This is a genomic window from Salegentibacter profundi, from assembly GCF_054121475.1.
Genome location: NZ_JBSYGG010000011.1, coordinates 67340 through 85508, shown reverse-complemented (window position 1 = coordinate 85508; position 18169 = coordinate 67340). Strand labels below are relative to the sequence as shown.

General features: G+C 37.1%; 14 protein-coding genes and 1 other RNA gene. 10 read left to right on the top strand and 5 right to left on the bottom strand.

Translation table 11 applies throughout. The annotated features are described in order from the left end of the window. The first annotated feature begins 278 nt into the window (after positions 1 to 278). The 8 genes from ACW6NC_RS13215 (at position 279) to ACW6NC_RS13180 (ending at position 9219) form a co-directional block, all read left to right on the top strand. Positions 279 to 1178, top strand: a complete 900-nt coding sequence (locus ACW6NC_RS13215; RefSeq protein WP_457866685.1) for a hypothetical protein — start codon at positions 279 to 281, stop codon at positions 1176 to 1178. Between the two features lie 5 nt (positions 1179 to 1183). Further along, the gene (locus ACW6NC_RS13210) at positions 1184 to 1879 is read left to right on the top strand and encodes a DUF6090 family protein (RefSeq protein WP_457866683.1); all 696 of its coding nucleotides are present in this window, start codon (positions 1184 to 1186) and stop codon (positions 1877 to 1879) included. A gap of 109 nt (positions 1880 to 1988) precedes the next feature. Beyond that, positions 1989 to 4691 (top strand): zinc-dependent metalloprotease, encoded by a 2703-nt coding sequence (locus ACW6NC_RS13205; protein ID WP_457866681.1) that lies wholly within the window; start codon positions 1989 to 1991, stop codon positions 4689 to 4691. A gap of 55 nt (positions 4692 to 4746) precedes the next feature. Continuing rightward, complete coding sequence (locus ACW6NC_RS13200; protein WP_457866679.1) at positions 4747 to 6099, top strand: hypothetical protein; 1353 nt, start codon at positions 4747 to 4749, stop codon at positions 6097 to 6099. Positions 6100 to 7093: 994 nt separating this feature from the next. Continuing rightward, positions 7094 to 7273, top strand: a complete 180-nt coding sequence (locus ACW6NC_RS13195; protein ID WP_457866678.1) for a DUF6730 family protein — start codon at positions 7094 to 7096, stop codon at positions 7271 to 7273. A gap of 319 nt (positions 7274 to 7592) precedes the next feature. Further along, positions 7593 to 8168, top strand: a complete 576-nt coding sequence (locus ACW6NC_RS13190) for a dihydrofolate reductase family protein (RefSeq protein WP_457866677.1) — start codon at positions 7593 to 7595, stop codon at positions 8166 to 8168. A gap of 220 nt (positions 8169 to 8388) precedes the next feature. Continuing rightward, positions 8389 to 8751, top strand: coding sequence for a helix-turn-helix transcriptional regulator (locus ACW6NC_RS13185; RefSeq protein WP_457866675.1), 363 nt, complete (start codon positions 8389 to 8391; stop codon positions 8749 to 8751). An 81-nt stretch (positions 8752 to 8832) separates the two neighbouring features. Beyond that, on the top strand, positions 8833 to 9219 hold the full coding sequence (locus ACW6NC_RS13180; protein WP_457866673.1) for a VOC family protein: 387 nt from the start codon (positions 8833 to 8835) through the stop codon (positions 9217 to 9219). 307 nt (positions 9220 to 9526) lie between these two features. Here ACW6NC_RS13180 and ACW6NC_RS13175 read toward each other — a convergent pair whose 3' ends face one another. Continuing rightward, a complete protein-coding gene (locus tag ACW6NC_RS13175; protein WP_457866745.1) occupies positions 9527 to 9748 on the bottom strand; it encodes a helix-turn-helix domain-containing protein in 222 nt (73 codons plus the stop codon). 258 nt (positions 9749 to 10006) lie between these two features. On the opposite strand from ACW6NC_RS13175, the gene ACW6NC_RS13170 reads away from it, so the two are divergent. Next, complete coding sequence (locus ACW6NC_RS13170; RefSeq protein WP_457866671.1) at positions 10007 to 13609, top strand: LGFP repeat-containing protein; 3603 nt, start codon at positions 10007 to 10009, stop codon at positions 13607 to 13609. A gap of 961 nt (positions 13610 to 14570) precedes the next feature. On the opposite strand, the gene ACW6NC_RS13165 is transcribed toward ACW6NC_RS13170, so the two are convergent. Then, positions 14571 to 15119: a hypothetical protein gene (locus ACW6NC_RS13165; protein WP_457866670.1), complete on the bottom strand. Its 549-nt coding sequence runs from the start codon at positions 15117 to 15119 to the stop codon at positions 14571 to 14573. 81 nt (positions 15120 to 15200) lie between these two features. Between ACW6NC_RS13165 and ACW6NC_RS13160 the strand changes: the two genes are divergently transcribed. After that, a complete protein-coding gene (locus ACW6NC_RS13160; protein ID WP_457866743.1) occupies positions 15201 to 15383 on the top strand; it encodes an integrase core domain-containing protein in 183 nt (60 codons plus the stop codon). Between the two features lie 122 nt (positions 15384 to 15505). Here the strand turns inward: ACW6NC_RS13160 and ACW6NC_RS13155 are convergent, their stop codons facing one another. The 3 genes from ACW6NC_RS13155 to ssrA all read right to left on the bottom strand — a co-directional run bounded on the left by ACW6NC_RS13155 (position 15506) and on the right by ssrA (position 18062). Further along, a complete protein-coding gene (locus ACW6NC_RS13155) occupies positions 15506 to 16609 on the bottom strand; it encodes a Fic family protein (RefSeq protein ID WP_457866668.1) in 1104 nt (367 codons plus the stop codon). Positions 16610 to 16744: 135 nt separating this feature from the next. Beyond that, positions 16745 to 17404 (bottom strand): site-specific integrase, encoded by a 660-nt coding sequence (locus ACW6NC_RS13150; RefSeq protein WP_457866667.1) that lies wholly within the window; start codon positions 17402 to 17404, stop codon positions 16745 to 16747. A 257-nt stretch (positions 17405 to 17661) separates the two neighbouring features. Beyond that, positions 17662 to 18062, bottom strand: a transfer-messenger RNA (tmRNA) gene (gene ssrA / locus ACW6NC_RS13145). Positions 18063 to 18169 lie beyond the last annotated feature (107 nt).

Genomic DNA, 18169 nt, shown 5'->3' with positions numbered 1-18169 from the left:
CTTCCTCTTCAAACTTCCCTACCTTTTGAAAGGCAGTCCGGTTAAAAATTCAAGTTTCTTTAAGCACAAGAAATTGAGGGAAAAGAGAAGCCTCAAAATTCTTCACAGGTAATTGATCTATGAATGTTTATACCTGTGGCATTTCAACCTCTACTATAATCCCTACAGCATAACATGATTTAGTGTAGCGAAGGCTGCCAGAATATGAATTCAGGCCTTTTTTGATATACTTTAAATTAATCTTTTTTAAACAGAAAAATTAACTAACGGACAATCTAATGAGAAATTCTACCAGAGATGTTTTTTTATTCCATCTATTAATTCTTTTTGCGGCATGTAATTTTAATGAAAACAGGTCTGCAGTTGTTGCTGAGACGGCATCAGAAGAAGTTCGACCTGCCTCACCCAATCTTGTGACTATTAGAACCGCTGATTTTGTCTTTTTAGAGGTACCCGATACAATTCCTTCAGGTATAAATACTTTCAAAATAGAAAATGAGGGCGCATATCCTCACAATGCTGCAATTGTCCGTATAACAGGGGATCATTCTTACGAAGAAATGATTGAATTCGTTGAGAATAATAATTCCCGGTTCCCTGAATGGGCTGTGTTTATGGGTGGCCCATCTGCACCTCTATCAGGAGAAACATCTGAAGCTACAATGAAGTTGTATGCGGGGAATTATGCAATCATCTGCGGTGTACCTGTGCCCAAAGGGATGCCTCATTTCATGAGAGGAATGACAAAAGCATTGACTGTGGTTGAAAAAAACAACAAAGCCCCTGCTCCACAGGAAGATATAGTATTGGTCATGGATGATTACTCTTTTAATATGGATCCTGCCATCACAGCCGGGACTAAAACCATAAAAGTAGAAAATGCCGCCGAACAGGACCACGAATTTATTCTTGCCCGCCTGGAAGAAGGGAAATCGGGAGGGGACATGCTGAATTGGCTTGGGCAAGTAATTCAAACCGAAAAAGGAGTGCTGCCTCAAGTTCCTGGAGTTTTTCTTAACGGTGTAAGTCCCTTAGAAAAGGGGCTGGTAAATTACATAAGCGTTGATTTTTCACCAGGAGAGTATGTTCTTATTTGTCCTATCCTGGACAAAGGGGACGGAAGACCTCATTTCATGCATGGAATGATACATCAATTCTCTGTGGATAGCGAAAAATAAGAAGTATGTCAGGATTCTTTCGGATTGTAAAAAGCATTAACTGGAAATATTCTATAGGTGAAGTCCTGCTTATAGTTATAGGAATTCTTATTGCACTGGCATTAAACAACTGGAAGGAGCATCAGGACCGAAAACAGGAAGAAACTGAAATACTTAAAGAACTTGTGTTGTCACTAGAAAATGATCTTCACGATATTGAAATAAATATAGACATACATAGTAAAAGCTTTAATAGCACCACACTTCTTCTGGATCATTTAAAAGCTGGACGAGCTTATCATGACTCGCTCGCTGCTCATTTTGGGATGGCCCTCGGATCTAGCTTTTTTTTGTCAGATGATGTTGCTTATAACTTACTTGGGGAAAGAGGAAGGGAACTTATTTCAGACATTAATATTAGAAGTAAACTTTCCACCCTCTATGCGCACGATTATTCTTTTATAAAAGAGTTAGAGGAAGTGGATCGTGATTATCTCTTATTCAATCTGCAGCCATACTATGCAAAAAACTTTAAGGAGTTTAAATTATTTCAATCTGCCACACCCAGGGATTATGATGATTTGCGGCAGGATCAGTTCTATATAGGAAGTCTGGAATGGCTTAAGGGGAACAGGATTCATACGGTGGAGAGGTATAAACAAGTGAAAGCCAAGGTTAAAAACCTTGTAGTGGCAATGGAAAGGGTGATTCAGGAGAGATAATCTTTTAATTAATTGAATGAAATTAAAAATTCGAGATGGCAGGTATTGAAGATCAGTATTGCATCCCTAAGGTAAATAACAATAGCTAATTATATAACCACACTTTAATATGAAACTTAATAGAATAGGCAATACCGAAAAACTTTTTGGCAGAAATCTATTTTACTATCTGAAGCACAGCACTCAACAAAATGAAAAAAGAGAATATTTTTTTGTGTTTTCTTTATGTGCGATTTTGCTGTTATCTGGATGTGGGACATCACAGAAGGCTACAGATGGTAAAGTGGCAAAAGAAACAAAAGAAGCGAAATTTGAAGAACTGATTAAGGATAGCAGAAAGGTTCAAGGATACTTTGACTTATACCAAAAGGAAGATAATCTTTATTTAGCAGTTCCAAAGGAGAGAATTAACGAAAAATTCCTCATCAACATGGAGCTGGCCAGGGGCATTGGCTCTTCTTTTTTGTATGGCGGATTAATGCTGAATAGAGAGAGCCTGCTGGTTTCTTTCGAAGATCATGAAGGAAAAATTTTCCTGGTACAACATCCCCATCGTTACCTGGCAAAGGAAGGCACCCCGGAGGAAAAAGCTGTTGCTCTATCTTTTAGCAGCTCAGTAATTGAAGCAGCTAAAATTGAAGCCCATAATAAGGACAGTACAGAAGTACTGATCAATGTCTACGATTGGTTCGTAGGCGATATTTCAGGAATATCCGAACGTGTGGGTTTTGCCGTATCGGACAACCCGGATAAACCTGGCCGGGTAAGTTTTGACAAAAGCCGGTCTCACCTGGAAGTTTTACAGGGTTTTCCTGAAAACATAAATATACAGGCCAAACTTACTTTCAAAAACTCTGAACAGGAAGGACCTAGAACCGTACCCGACGCCCGATATATTCCGCTTTCTCTATTTTATACCCTGGCAAAACTTCCGGAGCAACCGATGGAACCAAGACTGGCAGACGACCGCACTGGCTATTTCATGACCGTACATAAGGATTTTAGCGATGATTCAGAAACTTTCTTTAAGCGGTACGTGAATAAATGGCGGCTTGAATGTGACGGGCCTCCGGGGGAGGACGGTTTATGCGATCCTAAAAAGCCTATTGTGTATTATATAGACCACACGGTTCCGGTAGAATATAGAAAACCCATGATGGAAGGTGTAGAGGCATGGTCGGTAGCTTATGAATCAGCCGGCTTTAAAAATGCAGTTCAGGTTAAAATGCTTCCGGACAGCATTATGGCAGGAGATATCCGATATTCCACTTTGCGTTGGAATACCTCCGACCAACCGATGTACGGTGCTATAGGTCCCTCGGTGGTTGATCCAAGAACCGGTGAAATCCTTGATGCCGATATTCTTTTCGAGGCCAATATGATGCTCGGTACCAAGGATAGTTATCGAGAACTTGTAGAACCAAGGGAAGCGATCGATCAAATATTCAATGTTACTGAACAGGAGCTGGAATTGTTCAGTCGTGGTCTGGAAACAAAATCATTTTATCATGAAATGAGTATGCAAATGGAACTAATTCACAGTGTTTTAATTGCAAAGAAAAAAATTTCTGCAGGCGATCCGGTACCAAAGGAATATATAAACGAGTTTGTTCGATGGGTGACCATGCACGAAGTGGGACATACTCTTGGATTGCGCCATAACTTTCGCTCTTCGATAGACACTCCAATGGATAAGCTTTATGAAAGAAAATGGGCAAAGGAAAAAGGTGTCTTTAGCTCGGCAATGGAATATCCAACTGTGAATATTCATCCCAATAGCAAAGACAAAGACGGTTACTATTATAATCCGGGTGTAGGCTCATATGATCGCTGGGTTATTTCTTACGGATATACTCCCGACAATGAAAAGGCTAAGGAAATTGCGCGACAGGCTGCAAAACAGGGTCACAGTTATGGGACTGATGAGGATGCACGAGGACCTGGTGCCGTTGATCCACACATAAATGTGTTCGACCTTGGTGCTGACCCACTGACGTGGGGAAAGGAAAGGGCTCAACTGTTAAACGATATGATGCTTCAAATTCCTGAAATTGTTCTTAATGATAACACACCTTATTACAAGACAACCGAACTGTTCCAGACTTACCTTTTTCAGTATGCGAGAACACTTCCTCCGGCCGTAAAGTATATCGGTGGTCAACACCAATACCGTGACCACGTAGGCGATCCTGATGGTAGAATGCCCTTTGTACCTGTAAGTAAGAAAAAACAGCAGGAAGCCCTGAACATGATCATCGATTACGCGTTCAACCTAAAAGCCATTGAAGTGCCTACCAAAGTATATCAGAAAATGGGATCCAATCGTTGGAACCACTGGGGCAATGATAATACTTATCAGGATCGAATTGATTATCCCATACACAAGATTATTCTAGGAATTCAGAGTTCCCTTTTGCAGCAATTGTTGAATCCAATGCGACTTGAGAGGATAAGAGACACCGAATTAAAATTCGGCGAAGAAAATACTCTTGGTATACCTGATTTAATGAATCAGGTAACCAATGCTGTTTGGAGTGAGATACTTACCTCCCCCGCGACAAATATTGAAAGTAATCGACGGGATCTGCAGCGCGCTTATTTGGATGAGGTAATTACCTTAGTTACGGATGCACCAAAGAACACTCCAGCAGATGCGCGATCCATTGCCCGTGCGCAGCTTAAACAATTGCTTTCAAAATTGTCTAACAGGTTGTCGTCTTCTCATTTTGATGATTATAGCAGAGCTCATCTGGAAGAGTCAAAGGCAAGAATGGAAGCGGGGCTTGAAGCTGGTTTAGATCTCAAAAATTAAAATAAAGACGCGCAGATAACTCCTGAAGATTTTAAATAGATTAAAAAAAAGAAAGATGAAAACACTAATCATAGAATTACCTAAAGATCTGAGAAGATTATATAGTACAAAAACCTGTCTTTACTTTTTAGTTTGCATTGGTTTTTTGGTTTCCTGTAATAATTCAGGAAAGAAGAATGAAGAGGCCAGTATCACCGAAGAAAGAGAAACCGGTGTAGAGACTATAGATTCTGCATATATCGTGGATGTCATGGCAATGGATTATGCCTTTGGTATGCCTAAGGAGATCCCATCGGGCTGGATAACTCTGAGAATGAAAAATATGGGAAAGGAAGAACATGTTGCCGTAGTAGTGAAGTTTAAAGACAGCCTAAGCTTTAGTAAAGTTAATAGGATGTTTACTAAGGCCATTTCTGAAGGGAAACTGTCATCTTTTGAGGAAGTTTGGGATCAGATGGAAACAAATATGGGAGGACCGGCACTTTTGTCTCCCGATCATACAGGGCAAACCACCGTTTTTCTTGAACCTGGGTTATATGCACTCTCCTGTGGTGTAGAAACTGCAGATGGGGAGTACCATTCGCAAAAAGGGATGTTACGTGTATTTAAGGTTACGGAGAAGGAGACCAATGCTAAAAAACCGGAAAGCACGGTGGATATTACCTTATCCAATTATGCTATTTCCACAGACAGGCCTATAGGCACTGGGGAGCAAGTCTTCAACGTGAAATTTAAAGATTTTGATGGGCATGACGTGCATTTGGCCAGATTGAAACCAGATCAGGATTTGGAGGGTCTAAAAATTTGGATGAATAATGTTCAGGTGCCATCCCCCTATGAGTTTTTAGGTGGGGCAGAACAGGTACCCGCAGGAGGTAGTTCTACCTTTAAGGCAAATCTTGAGCCTGGTAGATATGCTTTTGTTAGTCATTATTTTGCCGCCTCGGGAATGGCTGAAGAGTTTGAAATTTCTGAATTTAAAAAGGCCGCGCCTATGGTTAACGAGCCTGTGAATCCAAAGGTAATAATTGAAGCAGACTCTAATAAAGTGTATTTTCCTGAAAAAGTTCCCTCCGGCCGAACATCAGTGGAAATTATTAATCAGGGAGATCAGGAGTATAATTTTTATTTTACTTCTCTAAAGGAAGGGGTTAAAGAAGAAGAATACCAAAAATTCATAAAGGATATTTATGTGAATGAAGAGGAAATGGCTGAAGGACAATCTTTTCCTGATAATTTTCTTTTTTATGAATCTCTGAAACCAGGAGAGAAGAAGGAATTCAACCTTGAAGTGTATAAAAGAAAATATTATTTGATAGGGCCGCTCATCCCAGGAGAGAAATGGAAAACCCAGTGGAGAGAAAAGAATATGATCCATGTAATGGAAGGAACCGGCGATGAGAGATAAGAACCTTCTGCAGAAAAAAATGCAAGAGTAGCAGAAGTCTAATGTAATCGCTCCGATTTCGTCTGACAGCTATAGCTATGAGTTTTAAGAATTTTAACTCTTGGAATAATGTCCTGTTTTGGTTTTACAATATGTTAGTAGGGATTTATCCTTTAAAGCGATCTGAGACCTATTAGGTAGTATTCATCCTGGAGCGATTCAGACTTTTACTCTTGTTATTTATTTTCACAATTTGTATTGTCTTCCCAAAGATGTTTAAGAAAAGGAATTTGAAACAGAAATAAAATCAGCGAACAAAATGCATAGACCGTAATTTTTTAAAGGTAAATAGCAGGGAAGGATATCTCGATCATCCAGTTGATATCGAAAATTGGAGTAAGATTTAGTGAGGCGAAAAACAGGAGCAGCAGAATTATTGCATATCCAACACTAAATGTGCTCAGGATTTGGGTGAGTACCGGGATTTAATTTTTGAGGTTTTTTGGTGGTAAGCTGTTGTCGCTGGAGATATTGTTTTTCTTTAGAAGCTCGATTTGGAGGTCTTCAGTTTGCTTGGACTTTTTTAGGCTTCTAGCCAAGGAAGATAGAGTGGCTAACTCTATAGTTGTAATCTTTATGCAGGTTTCTTAGCGTTATTTTTCTTCCAGATTCAGGGCTACTTCTTTAGTCCTTCAGACTGGAAAGGGTTTTGCGATTTCCCGGTATAGGCTGCCAGGAGAATTAATACGATAAAAAGCAACTTTGTTTTCATTGGAGATTTAATCTTTAATTAGCTTTTCTTCTTCTGATAATCGGCCGAAATCGTTCGAGCTTTGGCCTTTATGGTTAGTTAAAAAGAAAAATTCCCCATATCATTTTTTCATTTTGAACAAAAGAAACATTCAAAATTTGCACCCTTGACGAATATTTTACCCACGTCTTAAAAAGAAAAAACCGTGGGAACAAATTTATCTATGGTGTCCAAGATCTTTTATAGAGAAGCACTTTTCCCGGAATGAAGCCTTGGCGAAAATTAAATATTATACCACAATTAGAACTACTTAGGGAACTATTCATTGCAGAAATCAGCCAGTTTGAAAAGACAGTAGAAAAACTGGAGAGAATTCAAGAGCAGAAAATCGAAAGAGATAACAGGGTCACCGAACTGCTATTTAAAAGCACAAGGAAAAGGTGAAAGAAGTCCTGGAGTATCACTCCAAAGAAATGCAAGGCCTTAAAATATAACTGCAAAATACATAAGCTTATCCGGCCTGGGCTTTGATCCTGTTGTGTGGTTCGCTAATTATTTACGGGGTTTTGATCTATATTCTGATTTCCTGAATTAAAATAGTGAAATAATTATTTTCTAGATCTCTAGATTTTAGGGACCCCTGATGATCAATATGTTTTAAAAAATACTGCGTTTATTCCTTTAAAAGTTAATAAATAGTTATTTTAATATCTATGTAACGAATTGGCAGTCATTGGAGAAACGATTGAATAAATAAAATAATATGAGAAAAATAATTGCAGCATTAAATATGACCCTTGATGGAATTTGTGACCATACAGCAGGAATTCCAGATAAAGAGATACATCAGCATTATACGGAGTTATTAGGGCAGGGAGATGCGATTCTTTACGGCAGAACTACGTATCAACTTATGGAATTTTGGCGAACATTTTTGGATAATCCTTCCGAAGAAAAATCCATGAACGACTTTGCCATAGCTATTGACAAAATTCAAAAAATTGTTTTCTCACATACACTTAGAAATGTAGATTGGAAAAGTGCAACCATAGCAAAACGGGACTTAAAAGATGAAGTTTTAGAACTAAAGGAACAACCAGGTAAAAATATTCTTGTTGGTAGCCGCAGTTTAATTATACAACTAATAAAGCTTAATTTGATTGATGAATTCCAACTTTGCATATATCCAATGGTAGAAGGAAATGGCTTGCCATTATTTGAAGAAATAAACGACAGGACTATTTTTAAACTCGTTAAGAATAAAACCTTTAAGAATGGAGCTATAATTCTATATTATCAACCGAAGGATAAAGAAAACAAAGTGCCGCCTACTTTGTAAAAAACCAATAGCAATTGAGTTGGTAAAATCAAGGTCTGTGCGTTCATAAAATTTCTTGGTGGGTTGGACAGCTAATCACCTTGAAATTCAATACTGCTGTTAATCTTGACTAATAGGGCACAAGTAAGTTTTTACTAGCGAACATAAAACACCCCTCATTATTATTAATAGAAAAGTTAAGCGTATAGATATAGTTAATTAAACCAAATAATCAGCAGCTATGAATTTCTACAAAAATCAGGTTTTAAAACTCACCAATGAGATCTACCCAAGAACGGAGCTAAATCAACGTATCATTAGAGCAAAGAAATTCATTGATTTACACCATTCCGATTATATAGATCTTGAAATGGTTTGCCGGGAAGCAGCCCTTTCGAAATACTATTTTATAAGACAATTCAAAAAAATGTATGGTTGCACACCCTATCAGTACCTCACCGAAGTAAGAATTGCCAAAGCAAAAGAATTGATAAGAGGTGGGATGAATGTAAGAGGGGCATGTTTTACAATTGGATTTAATAGCGTAACTTCCTTCTCCTCTCTGTTTAAAAAAAAAACAGGTATACCTCCCTCAGCACTATAATTAAAAAAAGCAATTTTGGATAGGTTCAAAAAATAGAACTATCCGAACTTTGTGAAAAATGGTAACCAAAAACTTAAGAAAATGAAAGTCAAACTCATAAGTATTTTAGTGGATAATCAGGAAAACGCTCTAAATTTTTACACAGAGAAATTGGGATTTGTTAAGAAAAGAGACATTCCAATGGGGGAACACAGATGGCTTACTGTAGTTTCAGAAGAAGAACAGGATGGACCGGAAATTGTTCTTGAACCTATGGAGTTCGAACCCGCGAAAACTTACCAAAAAGCATTATACAATGCAGGTATTCCCTTAACAGCCTTTCATGTAGAAGATATTGAGAAGGAATACGAAAGGTTGAAAAAACTGGAAGTTAAATTTAGCATGGAGCCCACTCAAATGGGGCCGACATTAATAGCCGTTTTTGACGATACATGTGGAAATAACATTCAAATATTTCAACCTGTTTAAATTAATTGTATTGGGATTAGGCAACAATGACAAGCTTAGGCCCTTTCATTGCCGTTAAAGAGGTTGAAACCAGATATTAATCTGTATTGGATTAGGCCAATACATAGAGGGAATGGTTTTGCCATATTGGTATATGAAGATGAGGAATTCATCGTCTAGAAAAACAAATGGAAGAACAAGTTCAATAATCCAACAGGGATCCGAATGGATACAATTTACAAAACCTGAATTTTCTGATTACGAGGGATAATAGGAACAATACCCAATCTCAAATAACAAGAATTGAAAAGTTGATTTACGTAAAAATTTAATTTTTTCCATATCGGGCACGGTAATCAACCGGGACAAGCCCGGTAATTCTGCTAAAGGCTTCTCGAAAAGCTTTTGAATCGCTGTATCCCACTTCATACATAATTCCATTTAAGATTAACCTGGTATTTTCAAATGCTTTTTTTGCTGCCTCCACCTTTATACGTTGCAGATATTCAAGTGGAGTAAAATCCGTAGCTTTTTTAAACTGGCAGTCAATTATTCCTACAACACAAAAACACGTATTGAGCTGTAAATCAAAATAAAGGGTGTTTTTCCCCTTATGTAATTCCTACTTTTTAAATATCTTTACATCAAGGTTTTAAATTTATAATCCTACCTTATTTAATTCCCTAATTCTAATCCTCACATCAAAAGATTAGAATATCCTACCCTACTTTTAGTTGAAAAACGCCCCATTGAAGCATTGGGTTTTACCATGCTTTTTCAAATATGTTAACCTATAAAACTTAATATTATGGAAAATGAACTTATTCATTTTGAATTCAGAAACCAAAATGTTCAAAGCATTGTGGGTGATTTTACCGCTTCATTCAAGAATGTCTCTATCGTAAATGGCCCAAACTCCGGGCAGTCAAAAAAGGCTTTAGATCTAAGTCCAAATGGAAGAGGAGTAGTTGACCTTACAGGCTTAAATCCAAATTCAAAAAGGTTTTGTTTACAAATAACATTTTTTATTAAGGGACCTGTTAATGGTAGACAAAATATCGCCGAATCAACCTTTCTTCCATTTGCTTTATTTGTTGACAAGGGGTCTTCGGAGAATTCTTTTGAACTAATCTCAAGTTTAAGATTAAAGGAGTATGGATGGCGACAAGCAGATACAAAATTCAAAACTGAATTAAAAACAAATAGATGGTATACTGCCTCTATTGTATACGATTATGACACCCTTGGCCTATTTTTAGATGAGGAATTAATTTCTGTTCATGGGTTTCCCAATGGCATTATCAATACAGGGGATTCCAAAAAATTATTTTTTGGGACATGGACCAATGGATCACGATTTCAGTTAAAAGGTAAGCTTCATAGTTTTAAATGGTTTGATGGTATACCAAACGCCCTTGAAAGCCTATTAGATGAGCAAAGATCAAATGCAGAATGGCACATTACTTTTAAACATGCTTCCCTGCACGGTAAAATAAATACAGGTGAAAGAATTAAAGGTATTCAGTATAATAATGCAGTAGGCAGCTTTGTCCAATTTTACCAAAGATGTGGGATAATGTTTCATGAACGGGTTGGTCGTGCATTCGAAATGCACGGTAGTATCTTTTCTAAATTTAAGTCCCTGCGCAATAAAGCTTCCGAATTAGGGTATTTGGTAAGTGATGAATCGATATCTACAGATTCAAGAGGTCGAAAAAGCCTCTTTAGCAAAGGAGGAATTTATTGGTCAAACGCTACAGGAGCAATTCCAGTTTCCGGGGAAATATACCTGGAATATGAAAATTTAGGGGAGGCGAAAAAATTAGGTTTCCCCAAAAGTGTGGCCAAGAAAATTCCAGGCGGCGTGGAGCAAATATTCCAGCATTGTAGAATGTACTATAAATATGGAACCGCCAAGGCATATGAAGTGCACGGGGCAATACTTTCTAAATTCATTGCTACCGGTGGGATCAGAAAATGGGGTTTTCCAGTGACCAATGAATCAGACGTTATAAAGAATATTAATAATAAGGCCAAAATAGTAGGTAAATTTTCTGAATTTGAAGGATGTACAGTTTACTGGAAAAGTGGCTTAGGTGCCTTTGAGGTTCATGGATCTATTCGAAAAAAATATGAATTAATGAAAGGACCTTTGGGTAAACTAGGTTTTCCTACTTCCGATGAATCAGACATACCAGATTATTCGGGGCGAGGGCGAATAAATTCCTTTGAGAAAGGTTGTATTAACTGGTATGGATCCTGGGATAGTATAAAAGTTGCCCTACCTTTTAAAATACGCTTACAGCGCATACATTCTCGAGAAAATGAAGGAGTCTTTATGGGCGAAAATGATATCCATTTCTATGCCACTATAAAAGAAGGGTCCAACACTTTATATAATAAAAGGCACCCTTCCAATGGTGATTATGGAGATCATAATGTAATCAACCCAAATATCACTTTTCCCGTTACCATAACTCCTAATAAAATTACAATGAAAATAGGATTTGGAATTGATATAAGGGATTCCGATCCCGGTAATGACGACCATTTGGGCAAGCATACTACTATATTAAGTGCTGCAAATGCCTGGGGATACAATCAAACCAACTTAGTTTTTGATCAATCCTTTTCTAAAATTAAAAGTTTTCTTTGGTCAATAAGACCTCAAATAGATATATCCAGTTTAAGTGAAGATGAAAAATGGTGGGAATTTGACAATTTCAGAACACCAAAAATATCTAAAAACCAGTATGCAGCAGCTTTCCGAGATGTAGACAGTGAAACAGAATTGTGGGACTTAGACGATGGACTTAAAAACCTTTATTACAATTTAGTCGTGAAGGGTGTTGCCAGTGGTGGTAACTGCTTTGGCATGGCCCTGGAGGCAATATATGCCTTGAAAAACAACAGTCTATTCAACCAACCCCTTGAAAACGTAGTAAAGAACAACACCTCAATTAATGAAATTAATATCAAACATACCTATCAAATTGGAGCGAAACCGATTTGGTGGTTCGTAGGTCAATTCTTATCAGGTAACACCCATGATCCAAAAGATGTATTTATCGAGACCCGAAATGCACATCGACGTGGAGATAATCCGGTAATATGCCTTTCTCAAAATTATAATTTCTCTGGCAAACCGCATTGTATAATGCCATATGACTGGGATGATTCTGGAAGAACCTGGAAAATCCTTGTTCAGGACCCTAGCACTCATCCCAATACAAAAAAAACAATTAATATTGATTCTGTTAATAATACCTTCCAATATAATGGAGCGAGTGAATATTCCGGGGGTGCTTGGTCGGGTGGTAGATTACATTATATGCCTTTCGGTGTCCTGGATTCAATGCAAAGGACGCCGGTGTGGGACGCCATAATGCTAATATTATCTGGCACCATACTTATTCTCGCTGATGATTCTGAAACAGTTTCAATAGAAGATGAAAATGGTAATAGTTTAGATGGCAATGGAGAACGTGCCAAGAGCTTTCTCAAATCAGGTAACAAACCTGAAGAATTTTTCACCTCATTTGTTGGTTTTAACACTGGAACGAAAATCCAACCCGGCCAGCTAATGTTACGACAGGATAAATATGTTTCGAACACCCCCATCACTCCTGAAAGATTAAATATCTCTGGATTACCCTTGGGAACTATTGCTTTAAATCGGCGCGTAAGGGGATTTACTTCGAGAAACTTACCCTCGAATAAACACCTTAAAAATCAAATCAAAAATCGAACTGCGCACCAAATCCTAAACGACCCTTCATTAAAAGATAAATTATCAGGTAATTTTAAGAACAATCTGAATGACCTTTTAAAAATTAATAGGAAAAGAAACTTCGTTCATAAAATAAAAGGAGCTAAGAGAGGCAAGATGGAATACCTGATTAAAAATGAATTAAGTTCGATAAAGATCGAATCAACCATTCAAAAAGGTGAGGTAAATACAATAACTACAAAGGACCTCAATACCAATGCTTGCAGCATTGATTTTCAGTCGCCTAAAACAAAAAGGATGAATATCGAAATTGCAAATAAATTAGGAGTGAATGGTGACCATATCAACCTTTTTATGAAAGATATTCCAATTAAGGCTGATAAACCTTTTGCGTTCAATGTTAAATCCGGTTTATCTGGAATTGAGTTGGATAATCCGGGTATGCAAGCAAATATACCTATAAGGATTAAAGGAATTATTGACGGAAAAAGAATTGATAAACAGTTTAATATGCCATTCGATCAAGCGGCTAGGATCAAACCTTCCACTATTTTAAATAGCGATCAACTGGTAGTTTCTAAAATTTCAAATCTCTTTGGGAACACAAGAGGATTTATCCCGGCAACTATTCTAGACCTAATTTACCAGGATACAAATTTTCATCCAGCTTTGCGAAATTAGATAATATTCTTTTTAAATCCTCCTTGATTTTTTACTTATTTATATAGTTCTCTTGTGAATTAGCTTGGGAAATTAAACCACTCTGCACTCGAAGTGCAGAAGATTATTGGGCTAAGTTTTTGTATTAGTACCCGATTTGGAATCAATTAATAAAGATGATTAATGCCTATGCAAAGAGGTAATTCTTTCTTCCAAGAGCCAAAGGACGGTACACTTGATGCGGCTTTTCTTTGAAAACGTCTAATTTCTTTTAGATTGAATATTTTTGTCTGGCAAATTTGGAGGAGGAATTCTCTCTATAATAATTAATTAGAAATTCGAAAAATTTCCATTTCTGTATCTCCCTCAATGCTTAAATTAATCTTGAATCGAAACGTCATGAGGACTTGGAATGTTTGATTTTCTGTAGGAAAATCGAGCTCTCCAGCGAAACGTTCTGGCCAATTATAATCGTGATTTTCCTTTCAATTGAAATAAATTGACTTCACCTTTGATAGTATCAAATGATACTATCGGAGGTAAAAACAAGACTCGTCATAAAATATAACTGGCCACAACAGCACATTCTATGAAAAGCAGTAATTTTGTCTCTTAAAAATAATATTTTAATTTCCCTTATCTCATAATTATTTAATTTTTAGGACGTTGAATTTTAAATGAAGCCTTTCTTCAGTAAGAATTCAGTGCAAAAATAACCTGCTAAGCATCCTATTTGTGGTCACTTTTATAGCGCCACCAGCATCTCTATGATTGTTAAATAAGCCTGTCCACTTGCTAAAAAAATGTGATCCATAATTGGTTACCTACGTTGTTTTGTGGTACAGGCCTTCTATTGTTTTGGGCTAGGTCATTTGTTACACGCCTATTTCGCATGGAGTTTCTGTTTTTATTACCGCTAAAGTTCTGCTCAGTCAGTAGCTTATGGGTCAAAAATTTGACACCTTTTAATAACAGTCTTTCATTAAATTATTAACCAACCCAGATTAAAATTTAATATTGGTATAACCCGTCCATCTAAAGATTCAGAATATCCATATCCAAGTCCAAATTCAGCACCTAAAATAAGACTTTTAAGATATGTCCTCTGAAAGCCATAAATTCCTCCAAAACGAAAAAAATAATCATCAAAGACTTCTACATCTTTTGCAATGATTATTGGATCACCGCTAATAAAAGAAGTTGTGAGTCCATAATAATTTGCCGAATTATTCAATGTATTTTTTGCATTGTTGATTCTCCTCTCATAGTTATAATAGTGCCTAAACGATACGTTCAATGATGGGAAAAGGCCAAAGTAAAAATCACCTGTTTGTAAATCTTCGACACCTCCAACTTCGGTACCTAATTGAATATCAAAAGTTGCGTGCTTTGCTATACCAAATTCATAATCAATATTCGGTGTTAGAAGTAAGTTGAGTTTTAACTGATGTTCTTTTACTTCTTCTGAATTGTACTGGGCAGATAACAAAATTGAATTAAGAAGAAAAGCAATTAACAATATTCGATTCATTGTTTTATAATTATGATTGTTTATTTTATTTGTTTGTCTTTAATGTACTACAACTAAGCAGGCTATGGGCAGTGCCAGTTAATTAATGTTCCTCAATATACTATCTTTTATTCTATAACTGAAGATGCCCAGGAGAAATTTGACCATTGGAGAGAAGATTATAATGGTTTTAGACCACATAGTTCATTGGAAGATATGTCTCCCAATGAGTACATCGAAAAGAAAGAAAATAGCTCAGATTTTCTACTTTTAACCAGTTCGTAAATCGGGAGGAGGTCAATCGAAGAGTGAAAACCGCAAAACGTTCCAAAAACATCTTATCTTTTCTTGTGATTAGCTAACTAAAGATAAAGAAAAGAAAGAATTGTCGGGTCGTAAACATGTACTCAGTCGAGTTTCAGGTAATAAGAAGTGCTTCGTCCGCCCCCCTCTTTGACAAGAATTCCTTTTTCATAAAGATCCTGGAGATCTCTGGTGGCAGTTGCTTTCGAGGTTCTATTCAAAGAAACATATTTTCTTGCATTCATGCCGCCTTCAAATCCTTCCGGGCCTGATTCGAACATTCTTTTTAGAGCCTTCAATTGTCTTTCATTAAGTTTACTTTTGAACCGGTCGAAAAACTTAGTTTTTTTTAGAGTAAAAGCAACTAAAGATTCGGCATCTTTTTGAGCAGTAATTGTTGTATTTATGAAATAAGTTATCCAGGGAGTAATTTCATTCTTTCGTTGAGCTCGTTGTAATTCGTCATAATATTCCTTCTTATTGTTTTCAATGGTTTTAGAAAGACTAAGTAATACCGGCCCTCGCATAAATTGAGAAAGAGCTTTTTCTGAAATGGCTCTTCCAATTCTTCCGTTGCCGTCTTCAAAAGGATGGATTGATTCAAAATAAAGGTGGGCAACTGCCGCTCGAATAATGGGTTTTTTAATTTCAGTTTTGCCTCCATGGGCTGTGTCATTAAACCACTGAATAAACCTTTTCATTTCAGAAGGAACTACTTTAGAAGGTGGAGCTTCGTAATGGATTATTTCTCTACCCATGGCACCCGAAACAATTTGCATGGGTTCCTTGTGACTACGCCATTTTCCCGCTTCAATTCTACTATTTCCTTTCATAAGCATCCTGTGCCATGTTAAAAGACTGCTTTTTGTTAATGCCTGTTGATAATTTTGCTGAGCATCTACCATTAATTCAGAAATTCCCTGTGCACTAAGATCTTTAGTTGTATATTTTGTGTAAAGCCCCAGATTATTTTTAATAGAAGACATCACGTCTTTCCTGTCAAGATATTCGCCCTCAATTTCTGAGGTTTTTATTGCTTCCGAAACCAAAACTTCAATTATGGATTCCATCTTAATATCCTGCGGTAATCCTTCGAGAATTCCATTAATTCTTCCGTTTCTTTCAGAAAATTCAAAAAGGAGATCCTCTACATGTTGTGTAGAATACTGAAATTTTGGCCAGTCAGGTTGTTGCCAATTGTATTTCATGAGCCGAATAAACTAATTAATCGGCTCAAATATACGTAATTTTTGATTTGTTTGTTTTGCTAATCGGCTCAAGGTATTTGTGATGGCTGCAGATGTTTCAATACCTTTCAAGAACGAAATTTTTAGACCTGTATTTTAATTCTTCTTCTTTTTATTATCTGTAGATTTCTGAACCTCTTTTTCTGCCAGCTTACTTTTTAAAGCCTTCATATCATCACTAATCTTCCGGTCTACAATTTTAGCATAGTGTTGGGTAGTTCTAAGATCCCGTTGTCCTAACATTTTACTTACAGATTCTATAGGAACGCCATTTGTAAGTGTAATAGTGGTTGCAAAAGTATGCCGGGCCAGGTGAGTGGTAAGGGGTTTGTTAATTCCACAAAGCGCAGCGATTTCCTTTAAAAATGCATTTGATTTCTGGTTGCTTAGTACCGGTAAAACATACTTGCCGTCTTTCACCTCTGGGTGGTTTTGATAGCGATCTAAAATTTCTTCTGCAACAGGTAAAAGGGGAATACTGCTTAAGGATTTTGTCTTTGTTCTTTTTATGCGAATCCATTTACCGCCATCTCTGCCTTTTGTAATATCAGCACTACTTAATTTTTTCACATCAGAATAAGCCAGGCCTGTATAACAGCTAAAAATAAACATGTCCCTCACTAGTTTCAGGCGATCCAAGTGAAGGTCTTTCTGGATCAGTTGTTGCACTTCTTCCTCATTTAAATATTCACGTTCCACCGTTTCAAATTGCACCTTGTAGTTATAGTGAAAATGGGTGTGAAAATCAGTTCTCATAAGCTTTAAAAATTTAGGTCTCGATTGGTCTCGCAAAATACCTAAAAATTGCATACTCTTAGAAATTTTAACTTTTCTTAAGGAACTGTAAAACAGGTATTTGAGGGCTTAGCGAGACCTATTTTTTGGTCACCGAAGAGGTCACCGTATTGGTCTCGCTTAGGATGTATTTATTTGATATTAAACGATATCATTAAAAACAAAAAACCCCGTAAATCCTAGGATTTCGGGGTTTTTGATCGAGTTTGATACTCAAAAAGTGGAGTCGGAGGGGTTCGAACCCTCGTCCAAACAAGCAATTCAGATGCTTTCTACACGTTTAGTCTTCGTTTGGTTGTCGATGCAGGACCGGCCGAAAACCACCAATCCTACACGTATTCCCGTTTAAGTTTCGAAATCACATCAGGACCCTGCGATTTCTATATTTACTTTTCCGGTGCCTCTAATGCGGACGCCGTAAATCAAGGCTTCCGCGAGGCATCTTGGCTCCCTACCTTGTAGGGACTAAGCAAATCCTACTGTGATTCGGATTATGCAGCCAAGGCGTAGTTATTCTCGCCGTTTAAAAAAGTGTGAAATATGAGATTTACGAGCTATATCCCAGCGCTCGACGTGCTTACAACTCAATTAGACTCGCTGTCAAAACCAAGTCGACCCCATTATTTAAAGAACATCTAATCAGTTATTCTTAACTGATTAGAGCCTGCAAAGATACTAATAAAATTATATCTTTGAAACTCACTTATTACTACGCAAAATACATAC

Bases quoted from the DNA above. Each gene is read 5' to 3' on its own strand.
- ACW6NC_RS13155 (WP_457866668.1), bottom strand. From the start codon at position 16,609: ATGAAATACAATTGGCAACAACCTGACTGGCCAAAATTTCAGTATTCT.
- ACW6NC_RS13200 (WP_457866679.1), top strand. From the start codon at position 4,747: ATGAAAACACTAATCATAGAATTACCTAAAGATCTGAGAAGATTATAT.
- ACW6NC_RS13205 (WP_457866681.1), top strand. From the start codon at position 1,989: ATGAAACTTAATAGAATAGGCAATACCGAAAAACTTTTTGGCAGAAAT.
- ACW6NC_RS13215 (WP_457866685.1), top strand. From the start codon at position 279: ATGAGAAATTCTACCAGAGATGTTTTTTTATTCCATCTATTAATTCTT.
- ACW6NC_RS13185 (WP_457866675.1), top strand. From the start codon at position 8,389: ATGAATTTCTACAAAAATCAGGTTTTAAAACTCACCAATGAGATCTAC.
- ACW6NC_RS13190 (WP_457866677.1), top strand. From the start codon at position 7,593: ATGAGAAAAATAATTGCAGCATTAAATATGACCCTTGATGGAATTTGT.
- ACW6NC_RS13210 (WP_457866683.1), top strand. From the start codon at position 1,184: ATGTCAGGATTCTTTCGGATTGTAAAAAGCATTAACTGGAAATATTCT.
- ACW6NC_RS13170 (WP_457866671.1), top strand. From the start codon at position 10,007: ATGGAAAATGAACTTATTCATTTTGAATTCAGAAACCAAAATGTTCAA.
- ACW6NC_RS13195 (WP_457866678.1), top strand. From the start codon at position 7,094: ATGAAGCCTTGGCGAAAATTAAATATTATACCACAATTAGAACTACTT.
- ACW6NC_RS13165 (WP_457866670.1), bottom strand. From the start codon at position 15,119: ATGAATCGAATATTGTTAATTGCTTTTCTTCTTAATTCAATTTTGTTA.
- ACW6NC_RS13150 (WP_457866667.1), bottom strand. From the start codon at position 17,404: ATGAGAACTGATTTTCACACCCATTTTCACTATAACTACAAGGTGCAA.
- ACW6NC_RS13180 (WP_457866673.1), top strand. From the start codon at position 8,833: ATGAAAGTCAAACTCATAAGTATTTTAGTGGATAATCAGGAAAACGCT.